Source organism: Pandoraea sp. ISTKB, assembly GCF_001721285.1.
GTDB classification, from domain to species: Bacteria; Pseudomonadota; Gammaproteobacteria; order Burkholderiales; family Burkholderiaceae; genus Pandoraea; species Pandoraea capi.
The window spans coordinates 26621-42990 of the sequence record NZ_MAOS01000105.1 but is presented as its reverse complement, the minus strand read 5'-3'; the positions used below and the strand labels follow the sequence as shown (position 1 = coordinate 42990).

At 64.2% G+C, this 16370-nt stretch carries 13 protein-coding genes; 9 read left to right on the top strand and 4 right to left on the bottom strand.

From position 1 onward, the window contains the following. Positions 1-35 precede the first annotated feature (35 nt). From acnA to A9762_RS27195, 4 genes are all read left to right on the top strand, one after another. The gene (gene acnA / locus A9762_RS27210) at positions 36-2744 is read left to right on the top strand and encodes an aconitate hydratase AcnA (RefSeq protein ID WP_069345075.1); all 2709 of its coding nucleotides are present in this window, start codon (positions 36-38) and stop codon (positions 2742-2744) included. Positions 2745-3170: 426 nt separating this feature from the next. After that, on the top strand, positions 3171-4676 hold the full coding sequence (locus tag A9762_RS27205) for a DNA-3-methyladenine glycosylase 2 (protein WP_069345074.1): 1506 nt from the start codon (positions 3171-3173) through the stop codon (positions 4674-4676). Further along, on the top strand, positions 4673-5263 hold the full coding sequence (locus tag A9762_RS27200; RefSeq protein WP_083254332.1) for a methylated-DNA--[protein]-cysteine S-methyltransferase: 591 nt from the start codon (positions 4673-4675) through the stop codon (positions 5261-5263). Before A9762_RS27205 ends, A9762_RS27200 begins: the two co-directional genes overlap by 4 nt. Positions 5264-5451: 188 nt before the next feature. Beyond that, a complete protein-coding gene (locus A9762_RS27195; RefSeq protein WP_069345073.1) occupies positions 5452-6630 on the top strand; it encodes a DUF2863 family protein in 1179 nt (392 codons plus the stop codon). Between the two features lie 137 nt (positions 6631-6767). On the opposite strand, the gene A9762_RS27190 is transcribed toward A9762_RS27195, so the two are convergent. Further along, positions 6768-7463, bottom strand: a complete 696-nt coding sequence (locus tag A9762_RS27190) for a tRNA (guanosine(46)-N(7))-methyltransferase TrmB (protein ID WP_069345072.1) — start codon at positions 7461-7463, stop codon at positions 6768-6770. Positions 7464-8035: 572 nt separating this feature from the next. Between A9762_RS27190 and A9762_RS27185 the strand changes: the two genes are divergently transcribed. After that, entirely contained in the window at positions 8036-8629 is a 594-nt protein-coding gene (locus tag A9762_RS27185; protein ID WP_069345165.1) for a BspC domain-containing protein, read from the top strand. A 184-nt stretch (positions 8630-8813) separates the two neighbouring features. Here the strand turns inward: A9762_RS27185 and A9762_RS27180 are convergent, their stop codons facing one another. Together A9762_RS27180 and yaaA are read right to left on the bottom strand one after the other, a co-directional pair. After that, positions 8814-9962, bottom strand: coding sequence for a M14-type cytosolic carboxypeptidase (locus A9762_RS27180; protein ID WP_069345071.1), 1149 nt, complete (start codon positions 9960-9962; stop codon positions 8814-8816). A 61-nt stretch (positions 9963-10023) separates the two neighbouring features. Beyond that, on the bottom strand, positions 10024-10803 hold the full coding sequence (gene yaaA / locus A9762_RS27175; RefSeq protein ID WP_069345070.1) for a peroxide stress protein YaaA: 780 nt from the start codon (positions 10801-10803) through the stop codon (positions 10024-10026). Between the two features lie 58 nt (positions 10804-10861). On the opposite strand from yaaA, the gene A9762_RS27170 reads away from it, so the two are divergent. Both A9762_RS27170 and A9762_RS27165 read left to right on the top strand, forming a co-directional pair. Beyond that, entirely contained in the window at positions 10862-11377 is a 516-nt protein-coding gene (locus A9762_RS27170) for a putative toxin-antitoxin system toxin component, PIN family (protein ID WP_083254330.1), read from the top strand. 181 nt (positions 11378-11558) lie between these two features. Then, positions 11559-12746 (top strand): pyridoxal phosphate-dependent aminotransferase, encoded by a 1188-nt coding sequence (locus A9762_RS27165; RefSeq protein WP_069345069.1) that lies wholly within the window; start codon positions 11559-11561, stop codon positions 12744-12746. 60 nt (positions 12747-12806) lie between these two features. Here the strand turns inward: A9762_RS27165 and A9762_RS27160 are convergent, their stop codons facing one another. Continuing rightward, positions 12807-13463, bottom strand: a complete 657-nt coding sequence (locus tag A9762_RS27160; RefSeq protein ID WP_069345163.1) for a glutathione S-transferase — start codon at positions 13461-13463, stop codon at positions 12807-12809. Positions 13464-13934: 471 nt separating this feature from the next. Here A9762_RS27160 and A9762_RS27150 point away from each other — a divergent pair, with 471 nt between their 5' ends. After that, positions 13935-15500, top strand: a complete 1566-nt coding sequence (locus tag A9762_RS27150; RefSeq protein WP_069345067.1) for a 3-hydroxyacyl-CoA dehydrogenase — start codon at positions 13935-13937, stop codon at positions 15498-15500. A gap of 15 nt (positions 15501-15515) precedes the next feature. Continuing rightward, positions 15516-16295 carry an oxepin-CoA hydrolase, alternative type gene (locus A9762_RS27145; RefSeq protein WP_069345066.1) on the top strand — a complete coding sequence of 260 codons (780 nt, stop codon included), beginning with the start codon at positions 15516-15518 and terminating at the stop codon, positions 16293-16295. The last annotated feature ends 75 nt before the right edge of the window (positions 16296-16370 follow it).

Genomic DNA, 16370 nt, shown 5'->3' with positions numbered 1-16370 from the left:
CCGCTTTGTTTTTCTGTATCACTCAAGGAAAGATCATGGCCCACAACCTCCACAAAACGCTTAAAGAGTTCAAGCTCGGCGGCAACAAGAAAGGCAAGTTCTACTCGCTGCCCCAACTGGGCAAGGCCCTGGGTGTGAACGTCGATCGTCTGCCGGTATCGATTCGCCTCGTGCTCGAGTCCGTGCTGCGCAACTGCGACGGCAAGAAAGTGACCGAAGAGCACGTCAAGCAACTGGCCGGCTGGAAGCCGAACGCCGAGCGCACCGACGAAATCCCGTTCGTCGTGGCCCGCGTCGTGCTGCAGGACTTCACGGGCGTGCCGTTGCTCGCCGACCTCGCCGCGATGCGTAACGTCGCAGAGCGTCAGGGCACGAACCCGAAGCGTATCGAGCCGCTGGTTCCCGTGGATCTGGTGGTCGACCACTCGGTCACGATCGACCACTTCCGCGAGAAGAAGGCGCTCGACCTGAACATGAAGCTGGAATTCCAGCGCAACAACGAGCGCTACCAGTTCATGAAGTGGGGGATGCAGGCGTTCGACACGTTCGGCGTCGTGCAACCGGGCTACGGTATCGTTCACCAGGTGAACCTGGAATATCTGGCACGCGGCGTCCACAAGAAGGACGACGTGTACTACCCGGACACCCTCGTGGGTACGGACAGCCACACGACCATGATCAACGGTATCGGCGTGGTGGGCTGGGGCGTGGGCGGTATCGAAGCCGAAGCCGGCATGCTGGGTCAGCCGGTGTATTTCCTCACGCCTGACGTCGTCGGCGTGGAACTGACGGGCCGTCTGCGCGAAGGTGTGACCGCCACCGATCTGGTGCTGACGATCACGGAAATGCTGCGTCGCGAGAAGGTCGTCGGCAAGTTCGTCGAGTTCTTCGGCGAAGGCACGTCGAGTCTGGCGTTGCCGGACCGCGCCACCATCGCCAACATGGCCCCGGAATACGGCGCCACGATGGGCTTCTTCCCGGTCGACGAAAAGACGATCGACTACTTCGAAGGCACGGGCCGCACGAAGGAAGAAATCAAGGCATTCGAATCGTACTTCAAGGCACAGAACCTGTTCGGCGTGCCGAAAACGGACAGCATCGATTACACGAAGACGCTCAAGCTGGATCTGGGCACCGTGGCGCCGTCGCTGGCTGGCCCGAAGCGTCCGCAGGACCGCATCGAAATCGGCAACGTGAAGCACACGTTCCAGGACCTGTTCACGAAGCCGGTCGCCGAGAACGGTTTCAACCTGACGAAGGAACAGCTGGAAACGACGTACAAGACGGCCGGTGGCATCGACGTCAACAACGGCGACGTGCTGATCGCCGCCATCACGTCGTGCACGAACACGTCGAACCCGAGCGTGCTGCTCGCCGCCGGTCTGCTCGCGAAGAAGGCCGTGGAAGCCGGTCTGACGGTCGCTCCGCACATCAAGACGTCGCTCGCCCCGGGAAGCCGCGTGGTGACCGAGTACCTGGAAGCGGCAGGCCTGCTGCCGTACCTGGAGAAGCTCGGCTTCGGCGTGACGGCTTACGGCTGCACGACCTGTATCGGTAACGCCGGCGATCTGACGGCCGAGCTCAACGAGGTGATCACCAAGAACGACATGGTGGCGGCCGCCGTCCTCTCGGGCAACCGTAACTTCGAAGCGCGTATTCACCCGAACATTCGCGCCAACTTCCTGGCATCGCCCCCGCTGGTCGTGGCTTACGCCATCGCCGGCAACGTGCAGCGCGACCTGATGACGGAACCGGTCGGCAAGGGCAAGAACGGCCGCGACATCTTCCTGGGCGACATCTGGCCGACCAGCGACGAGATCCACAAGCTGATGAAGTTCGCCATGAACGCCAAGGTGTTCAAGGCCAACTACGACTCGGTGAAGGAGCCGAGCCCGCTGTGGGCGAAGGTGAAGGGCTCGAAGGGTCAGGTCTACGATTGGCCGACGTCGACGTACATCGCCGAACCGCCGTTCTTCGACGGCTTCGCGATGGAACCGAATGCCGACATCAAGCCGATCCAGGGCGCACGCGCACTGGGCGTGTTCGGTGACTCGGTCACGACCGACCACATCAGCCCGGCCGGTTCGATCAAGGAAACGTCGCCGGCAGGCAAGTGGCTGCTCGATAACGGCGTGCTGAAGGCCGATTTCAACAGCTACGGCTCGCGTCGCGGCAACCACGAAGTGATGATGCGCGGCACGTTCGCGAACGTGCGCATCAAGAACCTGATGATCCCGGCAAAGGCCGACGGTTCGCGCGTCGAAGGCGGTCTGACGATTCACCAGCCGAGCGGCGAACAGCTCTCGATCTACGACGCCGCCATGAAGTACGTTGGCGAAGGCACCCCGACGGTGGTGTTCGGCGGCGAGGAGTACGGCACGGGTTCGTCGCGCGACTGGGCAGCCAAGGGCACGCAGTTGCTGGGCGTGAAGGCGGTCATCACCCGCTCGTTCGAACGCATCCACCGCTCGAACCTCGTCGGCATGGGCGTGCTGCCCCTGCAATTCAAGGGCTCGGACAGCGTGGAATCGCTCGGTATCACGGGCGAGGAAACGTACGACATCGAAGGTCTGACGGCCGACATCAAGCCGCAACAGGATGTCACGCTGGTGATCCATCGCAAGAACGGCGAAACGCAAAAGGTGCAGGTCCTGCTGCGTATCGATACGCCGATCGAAGTGGACTACTACAAGCACGGCGGGATTCTGCCGTTCGTGCTGCGTCAGTTGCTCGCGGCTGCCTGAGTCTGGCGGACGTAGCAATTTAGTCGTTGTGCATTGTGCCGTCGGCGGGTGGATTCCCTCCCCCCCCCCGATGGCGCGCTAAACCCGGCCCTTGCGCCGGGTTTTTTTGTGGTGTTTTCTCCCTGGGGCTAAGCCTCGTCCCAGAAACCCCGCTGTCCCTTATTTCCCCCACCCTCCCACAACGCAGCGGGACAGACGCCAGCGGACACTTCCCGACACTCCACTGAAAGTCGCATCGGTAAGCGCCCCCTGGCGTCTGCCTGCCTTGCCCAGGGCTAACACCTCCCCGCTTTCCTGCGCTTGCGCTCGCGCTTGCATCCCCCCACTTTTCATCGCATCTCTTTCCTTGTCATGTCCGAAAATGACTAGCTTGACGTACGGCTCGCGCGTAGAGTGGGGCCCATGTTCCCCCGCACCGCCCTCCCCATGACGCTCGATCCGGAAGTCTGCTACAAAGCCGTCTCCGCCCGTGACCGGCGCTTCGACGGCTGGTTCTTTGTCGGTGTTTCATCCACAGGTATTTACTGTCGGCCGGTCTGTAACGTCCGGACGCCCCGTTTCGAGAACTGCTCGTTTTACGGCAGCGCCGCCGCCGCAGAAAAGGCCGGCTACCGCCCCTGCCTGAAATGCCGCCCGGAACTCGCCCCCGGCAGCGCTCGCTTCGATGCCTCACGCGAACTCGCCGATGCCGCCGCCGCCATGATCGACGAAGGCTTCCTCAATCACGCCGCCCTGCCCGATCTCGCCGCCCGTATCGGCATCACCGAACGACACCTGCGACGCATCTTTGCCGACGAATTCGGCGTCTCCCCCGTCGAGTACGCACAGACGCAACGACTGCTGCTCGCGAAGCGTCTGCTGACCGATACCGCTTTGCCGGTGACGGAGGTCGCGCTGGCATCCGGATTCGGTAGCGTCCGGCGTTTCAATGGCCTGTTTAAATCACGCTATGGCTTCGCGCCGGGCCGGCTGCGCCTTAGCGCCCACAACGCGCGGATGGCCCGCATCGCGGCACCACCGGAAGGCGATCTGGTCTTCCAGCTCGCCTATCGACCACCCTTCGCCTGGCACGCCCTGCTCGATTTTCTCGGTGACCGCGCCATCGAAGGCGTCGAACACCGCGAAGGTGATACCTACACCCGCACGCTGCGCATCGAGCGACAGAACGGACAGTCGATCACCGGCTGGTGTCGAGTCTCCCCGCTGCCGGATCGTCATGCCCTGCAAGTGACACTGCCGCCGGCGCTCGCAGGCAGCGTGCCGCAAGTGCTGGGCAAGCTGCGTCATCTGTTCGATCTCGGCGCCCGCCCGGACGTCATCGATGCCCATCTGGGGCCCCTCGCATGCGCGACACCGGGCCTGCGCGTGCCGGGCACCGTCGACGGCTTCGAGATCGCCGTACGCGCCATCGTGGGCCAGCAAATCACCGTCAAAGGGGCACGACGCCTGCTCGGCCGCCTCGCCCAACGCTTCGGCACGCCACTGCCGGTCCCCGCCCACGAATTGACGCATACCTTCCCGAGCGCCGCGCAAATGCTCGCCGTTCCCGTCGACGCCCTCGGCGAAGCCGGTATCATTCGAAGTCGTATCGCCGCAATTCACGGTGTTGCACAGGCGATCGTCGAGGGACGGCTGCGGCTCGATCCGCTCGCACCGCTCGACACGACGATGGCATCGCTGCTCGCGATCAAGGGCATCGGCCCCTGGACAGCCCAGTACATCGCAATGCGTGCCCTCGGATCGCCCGACGCGATGCCCGTGGACGATCTGGTGCTGCGTCAGGCGCTCGGCGTCGCCAATGGACGCGCCGTTGCCTCGCGGGCCCATCAATGGGCTCCGTGGCGCGCGTACGCTGCGCTTCATATCTGGCGCGCAGCGGCCCAAGGACCGGCAGGCCAGCCGGTCGAGACTTTGCAGGAGGCAATTGCATGACCCGTATCACTTCCGCCACGCCAGTGACCCACTACGAAACGCTGTACGAGAGTCCGCTGGGCCAGATGCTGCTCGTCGCGAACGGCGACGCGCTGACCGGCGTTTATTTCTCGCATCAGAAGTATTTCCCGCAAGACGGGGATGAGCGCCGCGATGGCGACGGCGTCGCCGTGCTGACAGCCGCAAAACAGCAGCTCGACGAGTATTTTCACGACGGACGCCGCCTCTTCGAACTGGACCTCGCCCCCGAGGGCACGCCGTTCCAGAAGAGTGTGTGGGATGAACTTCGCCGCATTCCCTTCGGGGAAACGCGCAGCTACGGCGATCTCGCGCATGCCTTGGGCGACGCCAACAAGTCGCGCGCCGTCGGCGCCGCCAACGGGCGCAATCCGATAACGATTATCGTGCCGTGCCATCGCGTGATCGGCGCAGACGGTACGCTCACGGGCTACGCCAGCGGCGTGGAACGCAAGCTCGCCCTGCTCTCGCTCGAAGGCGCAGCACTCTCCCCCGTCAAGGGTGCGAGCGCCGCGACGACGCGCCATACGCGACTCTCCGCCCCGGCCAATCTCGCGTTCGACTTCTGAACGCCGCCCAGAACGCTCCGGAAACGCTCCCGAAACGCCCCGTCCCGCAGCGGCCACGCCGCAGCGAACACGGGGTGACGCAGAAGCGACTGGCGGCAGGCGTCGACGCGATTGGTGCAAGCGTCCCATCTATCGCGTTCACGCATGCCGTACAATCGTGAGTTCATGTGTTTCTGCTTTGCACGACTATGCGCTCACGCACCGCCAAACGACTGACCCCCGACGCCGAAAAGCTGGTCGGCCACGCGCTCGCGCTGGCTGCCTCGGGTAGCCGCATCGAAGACCGATTCTGGGAAGCCCAGCTCGACACGTTGCTCACGCGCGTGCTGCGCACGGGCAACCAGCCGGCGATCGATGCCGCGCTCGACCATCTTCAGGCCAACCATAGCGAAGCCTATGGTGCACTCGCCGATCTGATCGAATCGCAAAGCGAATCCGCCGAGCCCGAGGCCGACGGCGAGATCTGGGACGGCCTGCTCGTCGCCATCCCCATTCTCGCGTGGACGCGTTACGCGATTCCCTCGGGTCAGGTGAAATCCGACGCTCTCATGCCCGTGCGCGCACATCTGCACGCCCACGTGCTGGCGGAATCGGCTCGCGTGGCCATCTCGCCCTACCTCTACAGCATCGATCAGCTCCCGCGCACGCACTGCGAATCGTGGAAGGTCACGCAACAGCTCGTGCAGGCCGCCGTCAGCAACGCCGAAGTCAAGGAGCCCGGCAGCGATTTGCCGGAAACCGCACCGATCCTCGCCGATCCGCGTTTCCTGCTCGCCGCCGTGACCGTCCCCAAGGGCGCGCCGATGTTCCGCTGGCAGGAAGATGGCGCTCGCCACGCAGAACGCGGGCAATGCCAGGAGGCCTGGTCGGCCCAGGGCGGCCCCAACCTGAATGCACTGCTGCCGGGCTGCGAAATCGAATGCCTGCTGCCTGACGCTTACTACGCCAGTTGCCGCGAAGCCGACGAGCGTATCCGTCCGCATACGATTCGCACGGCGCTGCGTTATCTGGAAGACGTGCTCACGCTCACGCCGCCGGAACTGCGTGCTGTCGTCGCCGGCTTCGGCGAGCAGAATATCGATGAGTACCGCATCGGCTTCACCAAGCGTGGCAGCAACGACGTGATCTACGGTGTGGTTTGGCCGTTGTATGGCCGTGAGAACGGCGAAGTCGAAGGCGGCGCCCTCGATGAGGTCACGGACCTGCTCAAGGTCTGCGGCGTGACGGACATTCGCAAGCATCCGGGGCGCTTCGATCCGGAGTATTGCGACGATTGCGGCGTGCCGCTCTATCCGGACCCCGTGGGCGAAGTCGTTCATGCGGAAATGCCGGAAGACGCCGAACCGAGCCGTCCCCACTTCCACTGATCGTCGATCCGCCGCCGACGTTCGCCTCCAGGCACATCGGCGTCGCAAAATGCCATCGGCCGTGCGCTCATCCCGCACGGCCGGTTGCGTTTACGGGCTACCGAATCGATGCTGGCGATCGAATGGCGTCCACGCCATCATTGGGACGGCAGCGTGACCACGCAGCGATGCAAGCCGTGTCCAGACGCCAGATACTTCCGCTCAAAAGGTGTGATGGGTTCCACGGATGCCGGACCGTCCTGCGGCGGCCACGCTTCGACGTGGGGCGTGACGCCGCTCAGCCACGTGACCGCCAGCGCGAATTCGTCGATGTAGATATCCCAGTTGCTGCGACACTCCAGCACGCCACCGAGGGCGACGACCGTCGGGAACACGGCATGCGCATGCCATCGACGTGCCAACTGACCGATCTTCGGCCACGGATTCGGATAGAGGATGTAGTGACGCGCAGGACGAATGCCCGCGTCATGAAGCTGCCGCCAGAAGTCCACGAGATCGGCGCGCACCCACACGAAGTTCTCGGGCCACACACCGTCCCACCAATCCTTGCCGCGCACGATGCGGCTCTCCGACTGATCGATGCCGATGACGAAGTGATCGGGAAATTGTGTGGCCAGCCGCAGCGTGCTCTCACCGACGCCACATCCGGCATCGATGATCAACGGCGCGGCGCCTGCATTGCGCCACGCGGCGATAGCGGCATCGAATGCCGCAGCACTGTAGGCCGCAAGCGGCTTGCGAAAGGTCGCGTTGCGATGACGCGCCACGAGCTCTGCGAGTTTGTCGTGCGGGCCGGTTTGGGCACTGTCGACAGTGCGTGAATTTGCAAACATACCGAAGCGTAGGAACGGGAGATGGCCTGAGGCGACGCGCAAACGTGCATTGCACAAACCGCGTGAAATAGCGTGAATTACGCCGCTATTCGAGCGATTGCGCGAACGCCCCGGATGCCACAATGCGCCCCCTGTTACCGCAGGACACGCGCTTTCGCCGCGAAACACGCGTGTGGACGGCGCAGTGTTTGCACGATCGATGCAGTCTCGTCGGAGGATCGACGCGCGTTGCGCCGCATCGAATCACGTCGAAACATCGCTCAGACAGGGCCGCATTGTAGCGCGGTGTAACTTTCACGAGGCGCACTGTTACGTCTGCGGGCTTACCCGGCGGGCGTCAGCGGCTTTTTTTCGGTTAAGATGGATGCCGCTTCGCCGCTGTCTTTCAAAATGCGGTCAAGCTTCTTCGCGAGCGGTGTGTGCGAGCGATTCGTGAAATGAGTCGTCGCATGCCCGCATTGCTCAGCAATACTCAGGGCCGGTTCATGCGAACAGCCTGAACGGTCTGTCAGCCCCCGAGATTACGTCAAGCAATGTCGAATCGATTTTTTCAACGCGCCGCAGGCGTCGTGATGCGAGCCGTGCGCCAGGTCGCCGGCATCGCCGCGGTCGCTGCGCCGCTCTGCCTGTCGGGCTTCACTGCCCCGGCACAGGCCTTCACGCTCGAACAGCATCGCACGCTGGTCGAGCAATTCATCAACACCCGTCACGCGGATCCGCTGGTGGCCGATTGCGCTGCGCACGCGAGTTTCGTCGTCGCTACGCTGCCCGGTTACGAGAGTGTGGAATACGGCGAGACGGCGCTCGATTCGGGGCACGCGAAAGTCGAACCGTGGAACGGTCCGTTCGACGATCGCAAGCAACGTGTCGACGTCACGCAGATGGTGGAGCTCGACGGCGTCGGCAAGCGCACGTCCGGTCAGACCGACAACATCCACATTCGCTGTGGCTACGCCGATGGCCGCATGATGGGCTTCGATTACACCTCGCCGCTCTCGCAGGTGGAGCAGCCCGTGAAGCGCGCAACGCGCAGCAACACGCGCGGCAAGGCATCGCACGCCACGGCGAAGTCAGGCAAGCGCACCACGACGGCAAAATCGTCGGGAAGCAAGTCGACAACGAAGTCGAGCACCGCGAAAAAGAGCACGACGAAAAAGAAGAACTGATCGTCGGACGATCGCGGGTTGCGGTATGACGCACGACGCATTGCGCGTCGTGCGTTGTCGCGTGCGTAGCCTTTCGCTCTGACGTCCGACGTGACGACCGACGTGACAGCCATTACGACGCGACGACATCCATCAGGGCGACGCGCAGGCCCCATCACGGCGTGCCTGCATGCGACATCTCCATTCAGGCCTGATCGGCCTGTAGCTGCGCCCAGATCGCGGCAAGCATCGACGCGCCCAACGCAGCACTGCGCGCCCCGCTCCATCCGACTTGCGGATCGGGGCGGTTCGCGTTGTCCTTGAACGGCATTTCGAGCGTGAGCGACAGGCAGCCGAAACGGTGCGCGATCCATTTCGAGGCCAGCTTCAGCGACTCGGGACCGTGCTTGCCCGGCGGATAGCCGAACTTGTCCTGAAAGTCGAGGCTCGCCGCTTTCAGACGTTCGCCGAAGGCTTTCTCGCGCGCGAGCACGGCATCCGTGCCCCATTCGACACCGTCGTTGCCCGCGAGAAATACGTAAGGCAGGGCCTCGTCGCCATGGACGTCGAAGAACATGTCGCAGCCGGTCGCCTCGATGGCGGCGCGCACGTGATACACCTCGGGACTGCGCACGAGATCGGGCGCTGCCCACTCGCGATTGAGGTTCGCGCCGGTCGCGTTCGTGCGCAGGTTGCCGCGCGACGACCCGTCGGGATTCATGTTCGGCACGACGTAGAACACCGCGTCGTCGAGCAAGGCCGGCGCGAGCGGATCGCCCGCCCAGTCACCCGCGCCGAGCAGACGACGCAGCATGCCTTCGACGAACCACTCCGCCATCGTCTCCCCCGGATGCTGCCGCGCGATCACCCAGATGCGGCGCTTGCCGGCACGCGGCTCGCCCACCGTGAGCAACGTCATGTCGCGACCGTCGACGGTCTGCCCCAGCGAGCGCGAACGCACCAGCGGCGAATTTTGCGAAGTGCCCAGCAACGCCAGATGACGCTCCTCCCCATACGGCTCGAAGTACGCCAGATACACGCTGTCGTGGGCGGGCGTGAAGGCCACCGTCATGACCTGCCCGTCATACGACGTCGGCACACGGAACCACGTCACCCGGTCGTAGGACGCCACGGCACGATAGTTTTCCCAGCCACGCGGATAGGACGTCTGCCCGGCGTTATCGAACACGATGCGGCACGGCACGCCCTTCACGCCCTGCACACAAAAATGGAACCACTGCGCGAATTCGGCGGCGCCGTCCGGCGCAATGCGAACATGGATGTCGTCGGCGCGCTCGGCGCTCACTACCTGAATAGCGCCGCTGTCGAACTGGCTGCTGATGCGTACGGTCATGGCGAGTCTCGCTGGCGAAAAAGAAAAGCCCCGGGACGTTACCCGGGGCTATGGGCGGGCGTCAGGCCACGCGGCGACGGAAAACCCACAGCGAATCGTTCGAAACGCTGTCGTCGAACGCATACCCTTCGGTGTCGAAGGCCTTGAGTTGCTGCACGTCGGTCACGCCGCGCTCGATGGCGTAACGGGCCATCAGACCGCGCGCGCGCTTGGCGTAAAAGCTGATGATCTTGTACTTGCCGCTCTTCCAGTCCTCGAACACCGGCGTAATCACCGGCGCTTCGACCAGACGGCGCTTGACGACCTTGAAGTACTCTTCCGACGCGAGATTGACCAGCACACGGCGCGTCTCGCCATGCTCGGCGAGCGACGCGTTGATCGTCTGCGTCACACGCTCACCCCAGAATGCGTAGAGATCACGGCCGCGTTTGTTCACGAAGCGCGTGCCCATCTCGAGACGGTACGGTTGCAGCAGATCGAGCGGGCGCAGCACGCCGTAAAGGCCCGACAGAATGCGCAGGTGCTTCTGGGCGAATTCGAGCTGGCGGGCGTCGAGCGTGCGGGCGGAAAGACCCTCGTAGACGTCGCCATTGAAGGCGAGTACAGCCTGCTTGGCGTTGGTAGTGTCGAAGCGCGGCGACCACTCGGCGTAGCGCGTGGCGTTCAGCGCGGCGAGTTGATCGGAAATGCTCATGAGCGAGCCGACCTGTGCCGGGCTCAGTTCACGCAGACCTTCGATCAGTTCGGCAGCGTCGTCCACGAACTGCGGCACGGTGTGCGTGCTCACGTGAGGCGGCGTTTCGTAGTCGAGCGATTTGGCCGGCGAGAGAACAATTATCATATCGGGTGCAGCGTTCCTGCTTGATCAAGAAACTAACGAGAAACCGTCATTCTATCCAATGCTTCAAAACGCTGTTGCCACGCCCGCTGATCGGGCCTTCGCCGAGCATCTCGACACTCTCGCCACGCCACCGCGTGTGGTTCTCGACACCAATGTGTGGATCGATTTGCTCGTCTTCGACGATCCGGTGGCGCGCCCGGTGCGCGACGCCATCGTCGAGCGCCGCCTCACCGCACTGATGGCGCCGCGCTGCCGCGACGAGCTGGCCATCGTCCTCACGTACCCGCAATTTGCCTCGCGTGAGATCGACAACGACGCCGCGCTGGTCTGGGTCGACACCCACACGCACCGCATCGTCGTCCCCGAAGACGCCCCTGTGCCCGCGCAACTCCCGCTGTGCCGCGACCGCGACGATCAGAAGTTCCTCGAAGCCGCCCGCGACGGGCATGCGCACTGGCTCGTCAGCAAGGACAAGGCCGTGCTCAAGCTGCGCAGCCGCGTGGCGCGTCAGTTCGGCTTCCGGATTCTGACGGCGAGCGCCTTCACGTCGCTGCTGGTCGTTGCCGGGCTCTGATCGTCGTTGATGGTCATTGAGGGTCGGTGAATGGGGACACGTCCGAAAGCCCGCTAAGAAAATACCGGCGGACGGCCTATCGATAGTCCGAAATCGCAGGTGCCCTGACCATGGACGGCCCGCAGCGGTGGCGCGACGGCGTTAGAATGGCGGCCTGATCACTGCATCGTTGATTGCCAACATGAACGCGCCTCACACTGGATCCACCACGCCTGCGCTGGTTGCCCCGCCGCTCGCGTCGCGCCTGCCGAACGTCGGCACGACCATCTTCACCGTCATGTCGGCGCTGGCTGCCGAGAAGCAGGCGGTGAACCTCGGGCAAGGCTTCCCCGACTTCCCGTGCGATCCGAAGATCGTCGACGCCGTCTCGCGCGCCATGCGCGAAGACCACAACCAGTACCCCCCGATGGCCGGCGTGCCCGCGCTGCGTCAGGCCATTGCCGCCAAGATCGGCAAGCTCTATGGCCAGGCGTACGACTGGAACACGGAAATCACGGTGACGGCCGGGGCCACGCAGGCCCTGCTGACGGCAATTCTCGCCACGGTGCATCCGGGCGACGAAGTCATTGTGTTCGAGCCAACGTACGACAGCTATGTCCCGTCGATCGAGCTGGCTGGCGGCAAGCCGGTGTTCATTACCCTCGAGGCCCCCGAGTTCCGGATTCCGTTCGACAAGCTGGCCGCTGCCATCACACCGCGTACGCGCCTGATCCTGTTCAACACGCCGCACAATCCGAGCGGCACCGTGTGGCATGAGCAGGACCTCACGAAGCTGGCCGACATCGTGGCAGGCACCGACATCCTGCTGATCTCGGACGAGGTCTACGAACACATGGTGTACGACGGCAAGCGTCATGAGAGCGTGGCGCGTCACCCCGAACTCGCGCGCCGTAGCTTCATCGTGTCGAGCTTCGGCAAGACGTATCACGTGACGGGCTGGAAGGTCGGTTTCGTCGCGGCGCCCGCATCGCTGTCCGCCGAATTCCGGAAGGTGCATCAGTTCAACGTGTTCACGGTCAACACGCCGATGCAGGTCGGTCTGGCCGACTACATGCGTGACCCTGCGCCTTATCTGGAACTCGCAGGTTTCTATCAGAAGAAGCGCGACCTGTTTCGTGAAGGTCTCGCGGGCACCCGCTTCAAGCTGCTGCCATGCGAAGGCACCTACTTCCAATGCGTGGATTACAGCGCGATCAGCGACATGAGCGAAGCCGACTTCGCGCTTTGGCTGACGGGCGAGATCGGCGTTGCGGCGATCCCGGTCTCCGCGTTCTATCACCAGCCGCACGAGTCGGGCGTGGTGCGCTTCTGCTTCGCCAAGCAGGACGACACGCTGCGTGAAGCCCTGAAGCGTCTCGCCAAGGTCTGACCTGACGGCAATCGGCGCCGCCCCCGGCGCCGATTGAGCTCAACCTGGGCTCACCCGGGCTCAACCTGCCTTCTTGGCCTGTTGTGCCTGCTGATAAGCCTTCTGCTCGGCACGCATGCGCTGGAACGACTCGCGCTCCGAGAGCATCTTGCCGTAGGCTTTCCAGTCGATGCCTGCCGCGTTCAGGAAGTCTTCGCCATACACGGCTTGCGTGGCCATGCCGAGAATCGGCAGATGGATGCCCGCGGCGATGTCGACCATCGTGAACGTTTCGCCCGCCACGAACGGTGCGAATTTTGCCAGACGCTTGAACGCCACGATGTTCCGGCGCAGCAGCTTCTCGGTGCGATTGCGCGTGCCTTCCGACACCGTGCCGCCAAAGAACGCCTGCGAGTAGATCTCGCGCACCACCAGCTCCAGATGCAACTCCACCATCGTGAGGAGTTCGCGCTCTTTTGCCTGCCGCCACGGATCGGCAGAAAACAGCGCCGGCGTCGGATGCGTCACTTCCAGGAAATCGCAGATCACCTGCGACTCGGCCAGAAAGCCTTTCTCCGTTTGCAGATACGGCACCTTGCCCAGCGGCGAGCATTGCAGCAGCGGCTCGTCCTGGCACGGGATGGATTCGGATTCTTCGAAGGGCAGCCCCTTCTCGTACAGCACAACCTTAACCTTGTTGTAATAGTTGCTGACTGGAAAGCCGTACAGCTTCAACATGATGTCTCCCATGTGAGTAGGCCCGCGTTTGCCCGCCCGTCGGTGACCGACTGGCGAGCGCCGGGTACCGGAAGTGTACCGTCACTGCACAACGGTTCGTGAGCGGAATTCAACCGCCACCGTCCCGAATTTCGGTGTCATGCCCTATGGCACTCCATCGCGCCCCAGATGCTCGCCCTCTCCCTTGCCCTGACCGCTCAGCGGAACAATCGCTGGCAACGGCGACGAGATCGGCGACAATAGCCGCAGCGCGATTTGGGCATCGGTTTGCATCGCCCGGCAACTCGGCAGGAAATTCATTTCCCGACCGACCGGTCGGACGATAGAATGACGAGTCACGTCGACGGCATCGAGCTGCGGGCCTTCAGGCGGGCGGGCTTGCATGCCGTCCTGCGGAGATCCGCGAGATGCCGCGCACCATCAAAACGATATCGGTCGACGACCATCGACCCCAACTTCGAGACACGCCGAATGACTGCATCCCCCTCTTCCGCTGCGCCTGCCGCCCCGATCACCCCGCGCCCCGTCATCGAAGTCCTCGGCATCGTCGGTGCCGGCGCCATGGGTCGTGGCATCGCCCAGATCGCCGCGCAAGCCGGTCTGCGCGTCAAGCTCTACGACACCAACGCCAAGGCCGTACAAGCCGCGCTGGACGCTTTGCGTGACACGCTGGACAAGCTGGCGGCCAAGGGCAAGATCGAGGCATCGAGCGTCGACGCGACGATGGGCCGCCTGCAGGCCTGCAACGCGCTGGAGGATCTGGCCGACTGCCAACTAGTCGTCGAGGCCATCATCGAGAAGCTTGAGATCAAGCGCGACCTGTTCCGCTCGCTCGAAGGCATTGTCGCTGCCGATGCGATTCTGGCGTCGAACACCTCGTCGCTGTCGATCACGGCGATTGCTGCGGCGTGCGAGCGCCCGGAGCGCGTCGCCGGGTATCACTTCTTCAACCCGGTGCCGCTCATGAAGGTGGTCGAAGTCATCGACGGCCTGCGCACCGCCCCGGAAGTCGGCGACGCCCTGCTCGCCCTCGGCCAGCGCATGGGTCACACGGCCGTGCGCTGCAAGGACATGCCCGGTTTCATCGTCAACCATGCCGGTCGCGGCATGAACACCGAAGGGCTGCGCGTGGCGAGCGAAGGCATCGCGAGCTTTGCCGACATCGACCGCATCCTGCGCGAGCAGGCAGGTTTCCGTCTCGGCACGTTCGAGTTGCTCGATCTGACGGCCCTCGACGTCTCGCATCCCGTGATGGAATCGATCTATCACCAGTTCTACGAGGAAGCCCGCTTCCGCCCGTCGCCGATCACCGCAGTGCGCTTCGCCGGTGGCCTGCTGGGACGTAAGGTCGGTGAAGGCTTTTACCGCTACGTCGATGGCAAACAACAGGTGCCGCCCGAAGCACCGGTGCCGGACACGCTGCCGGCGAGCGTCTGGGTCAGCCGCGCCGACACACGCGGCTTCGCCGCCGTGGTCGAACTGCTCGGTGCGACGGGGGTGACCATCGAAAGCGGCGACAAGCCGTCGGAGACGGCGCTGATCGTCGTCACGCCGCTCGGTCTCGATGCGACGACCTGCGCTGTCGAGCAAGGCCTGGACGCCACGCGCACCGTTGCCGTGGACACGCTGTTGCCGCTCGCGGGCGCGAAGCGTCACACGCTGATGACCACACCGGTCACCACGGTGGATGCACGCAACGCCGCCCACGCACTGTTCGCGCAGGGCGGCACGCCGGTGACGGTGATCCGGGACTCGGCCGGCTTCGTCGCGCAGCGTGTCATCGCCACCATCGTGAACATCGGCGCTGACATCGCACAGCAACGCATTGCGACGCCGGGCGACATCGACCGCGCCGTCACGCTGGGCCTCGGCTACGCCAAGGGGCCGCTCGCGCTCGGCGACGCTGTCGGGGCGCGTCAGTTGCTCACCGTGCTGCGCAACCTGCAATCGTTCTATGGCGACCAGCGCTATCGCCCGTCGCCGTGGCTCACGCGCCGCGCGCAGCTCGGCGTGTCGCTGCTCACCGACGAACAGTGATCCGGAGACCCGCTCATGGCCGCTGAACTGCTTGCCGAACGCGTCGACCACACGCTGGTCCTGACGCTCTCCAACCCCGGTGCCCGCAACGCCCTGCATCCGGACATGTACGCCGCCGGGGTCGAGGCACTGGCCACCGCCGAGCGCGACGCCTCGGTGCGTGCCGTGGTGCTCACCGGTGCCGACAACTTCTTCTGCGCCGGAGGCAACCTGAACCGTCTGCTGGAAAACCGCCAGAAAGACCCGTCCGTGCAGGCCGCGAGTATCGATGCGCTGGCCGAGTGGATCGAAGCCTTGCGTGCCTGCCCGAAGCCGATCATCGCTGCCGTCGAAGGCGCAGCGGCCGGTGCCGGCTTCTCGCTGGCGCTGGCGTGCGACCTGCTGGTCGCGGCAGACAACGCGAAATTCGTGATGGCGTACGTCAAGGTCGGCCTCACGCCGGACGGCGGTGGCTCGTGGTTCCTGTCGCAGGCACTGCCCCGCCCGCTCGCCACGGAGATCCTGCTCGAGGGCAAGCCGGTGACAGCCGCGCGTCTGGCAGCGGCCGGACTCGTCAATCGTGTCGTCGCGCCGGGTCAGGCCCGCGCGGAAGCCCTGAACTGGGCGACGGATCTCGCCCAGTTGTCGCCGAATGCCGTGGGCCGTATCAAGGCGCTCGTCGAGAGCGGCGCGAGCGAGACGCTGACGTCGCAACTCGGTGCCGAGCGCGATAACTTCGTGGCATCGCTGCATCATGCAGATGGTCTGGAAGGGATCAGCGCCTTCCTCGAGAAACGTCCGGCACAATACACCTGATCGCTCGTCGGCTGAACGGCATGCATGACGCGTTCCGTTCAGCCGGCATGTGCTTCCTACGCACTGGCGAGTCCG

Excerpts from the sequence above, each read along its gene's own strand:
- acnA (WP_069345075.1), top strand. The coding sequence starts at position 36 with ATGGCCCACAACCTCCACAAAACGCTTAAAGAGTTCAAGCTCGGCGGC.
- A9762_RS27205 (WP_069345074.1), top strand. The coding sequence starts at position 3,171 with ATGACGCTCGATCCGGAAGTCTGCTACAAAGCCGTCTCCGCCCGTGAC.
- A9762_RS27200 (WP_083254332.1), top strand. The coding sequence starts at position 4,673 with ATGACCCGTATCACTTCCGCCACGCCAGTGACCCACTACGAAACGCTG.
- A9762_RS27195 (WP_069345073.1), top strand. The coding sequence starts at position 5,452 with ATGCGCTCACGCACCGCCAAACGACTGACCCCCGACGCCGAAAAGCTG.
- A9762_RS27190 (WP_069345072.1), bottom strand. The coding sequence starts at position 7,463 with ATGTTTGCAAATTCACGCACTGTCGACAGTGCCCAAACCGGCCCGCAC.
- A9762_RS27185 (WP_069345165.1), top strand. The coding sequence starts at position 8,036 with ATGCGAGCCGTGCGCCAGGTCGCCGGCATCGCCGCGGTCGCTGCGCCG.
- A9762_RS27180 (WP_069345071.1), bottom strand. The coding sequence starts at position 9,962 with ATGACCGTACGCATCAGCAGCCAGTTCGACAGCGGCGCTATTCAGGTA.
- yaaA (WP_069345070.1), bottom strand. The coding sequence starts at position 10,803 with ATGATAATTGTTCTCTCGCCGGCCAAATCGCTCGACTACGAAACGCCG.
- A9762_RS27170 (WP_083254330.1), top strand. The coding sequence starts at position 10,862 with ATGCTTCAAAACGCTGTTGCCACGCCCGCTGATCGGGCCTTCGCCGAG.
- A9762_RS27165 (WP_069345069.1), top strand. The coding sequence starts at position 11,559 with ATGAACGCGCCTCACACTGGATCCACCACGCCTGCGCTGGTTGCCCCG.
- A9762_RS27160 (WP_069345163.1), bottom strand. The coding sequence starts at position 13,463 with ATGTTGAAGCTGTACGGCTTTCCAGTCAGCAACTATTACAACAAGGTT.
- A9762_RS27150 (WP_069345067.1), top strand. The coding sequence starts at position 13,935 with ATGACTGCATCCCCCTCTTCCGCTGCGCCTGCCGCCCCGATCACCCCG.
- A9762_RS27145 (WP_069345066.1), top strand. The coding sequence starts at position 15,516 with ATGGCCGCTGAACTGCTTGCCGAACGCGTCGACCACACGCTGGTCCTG.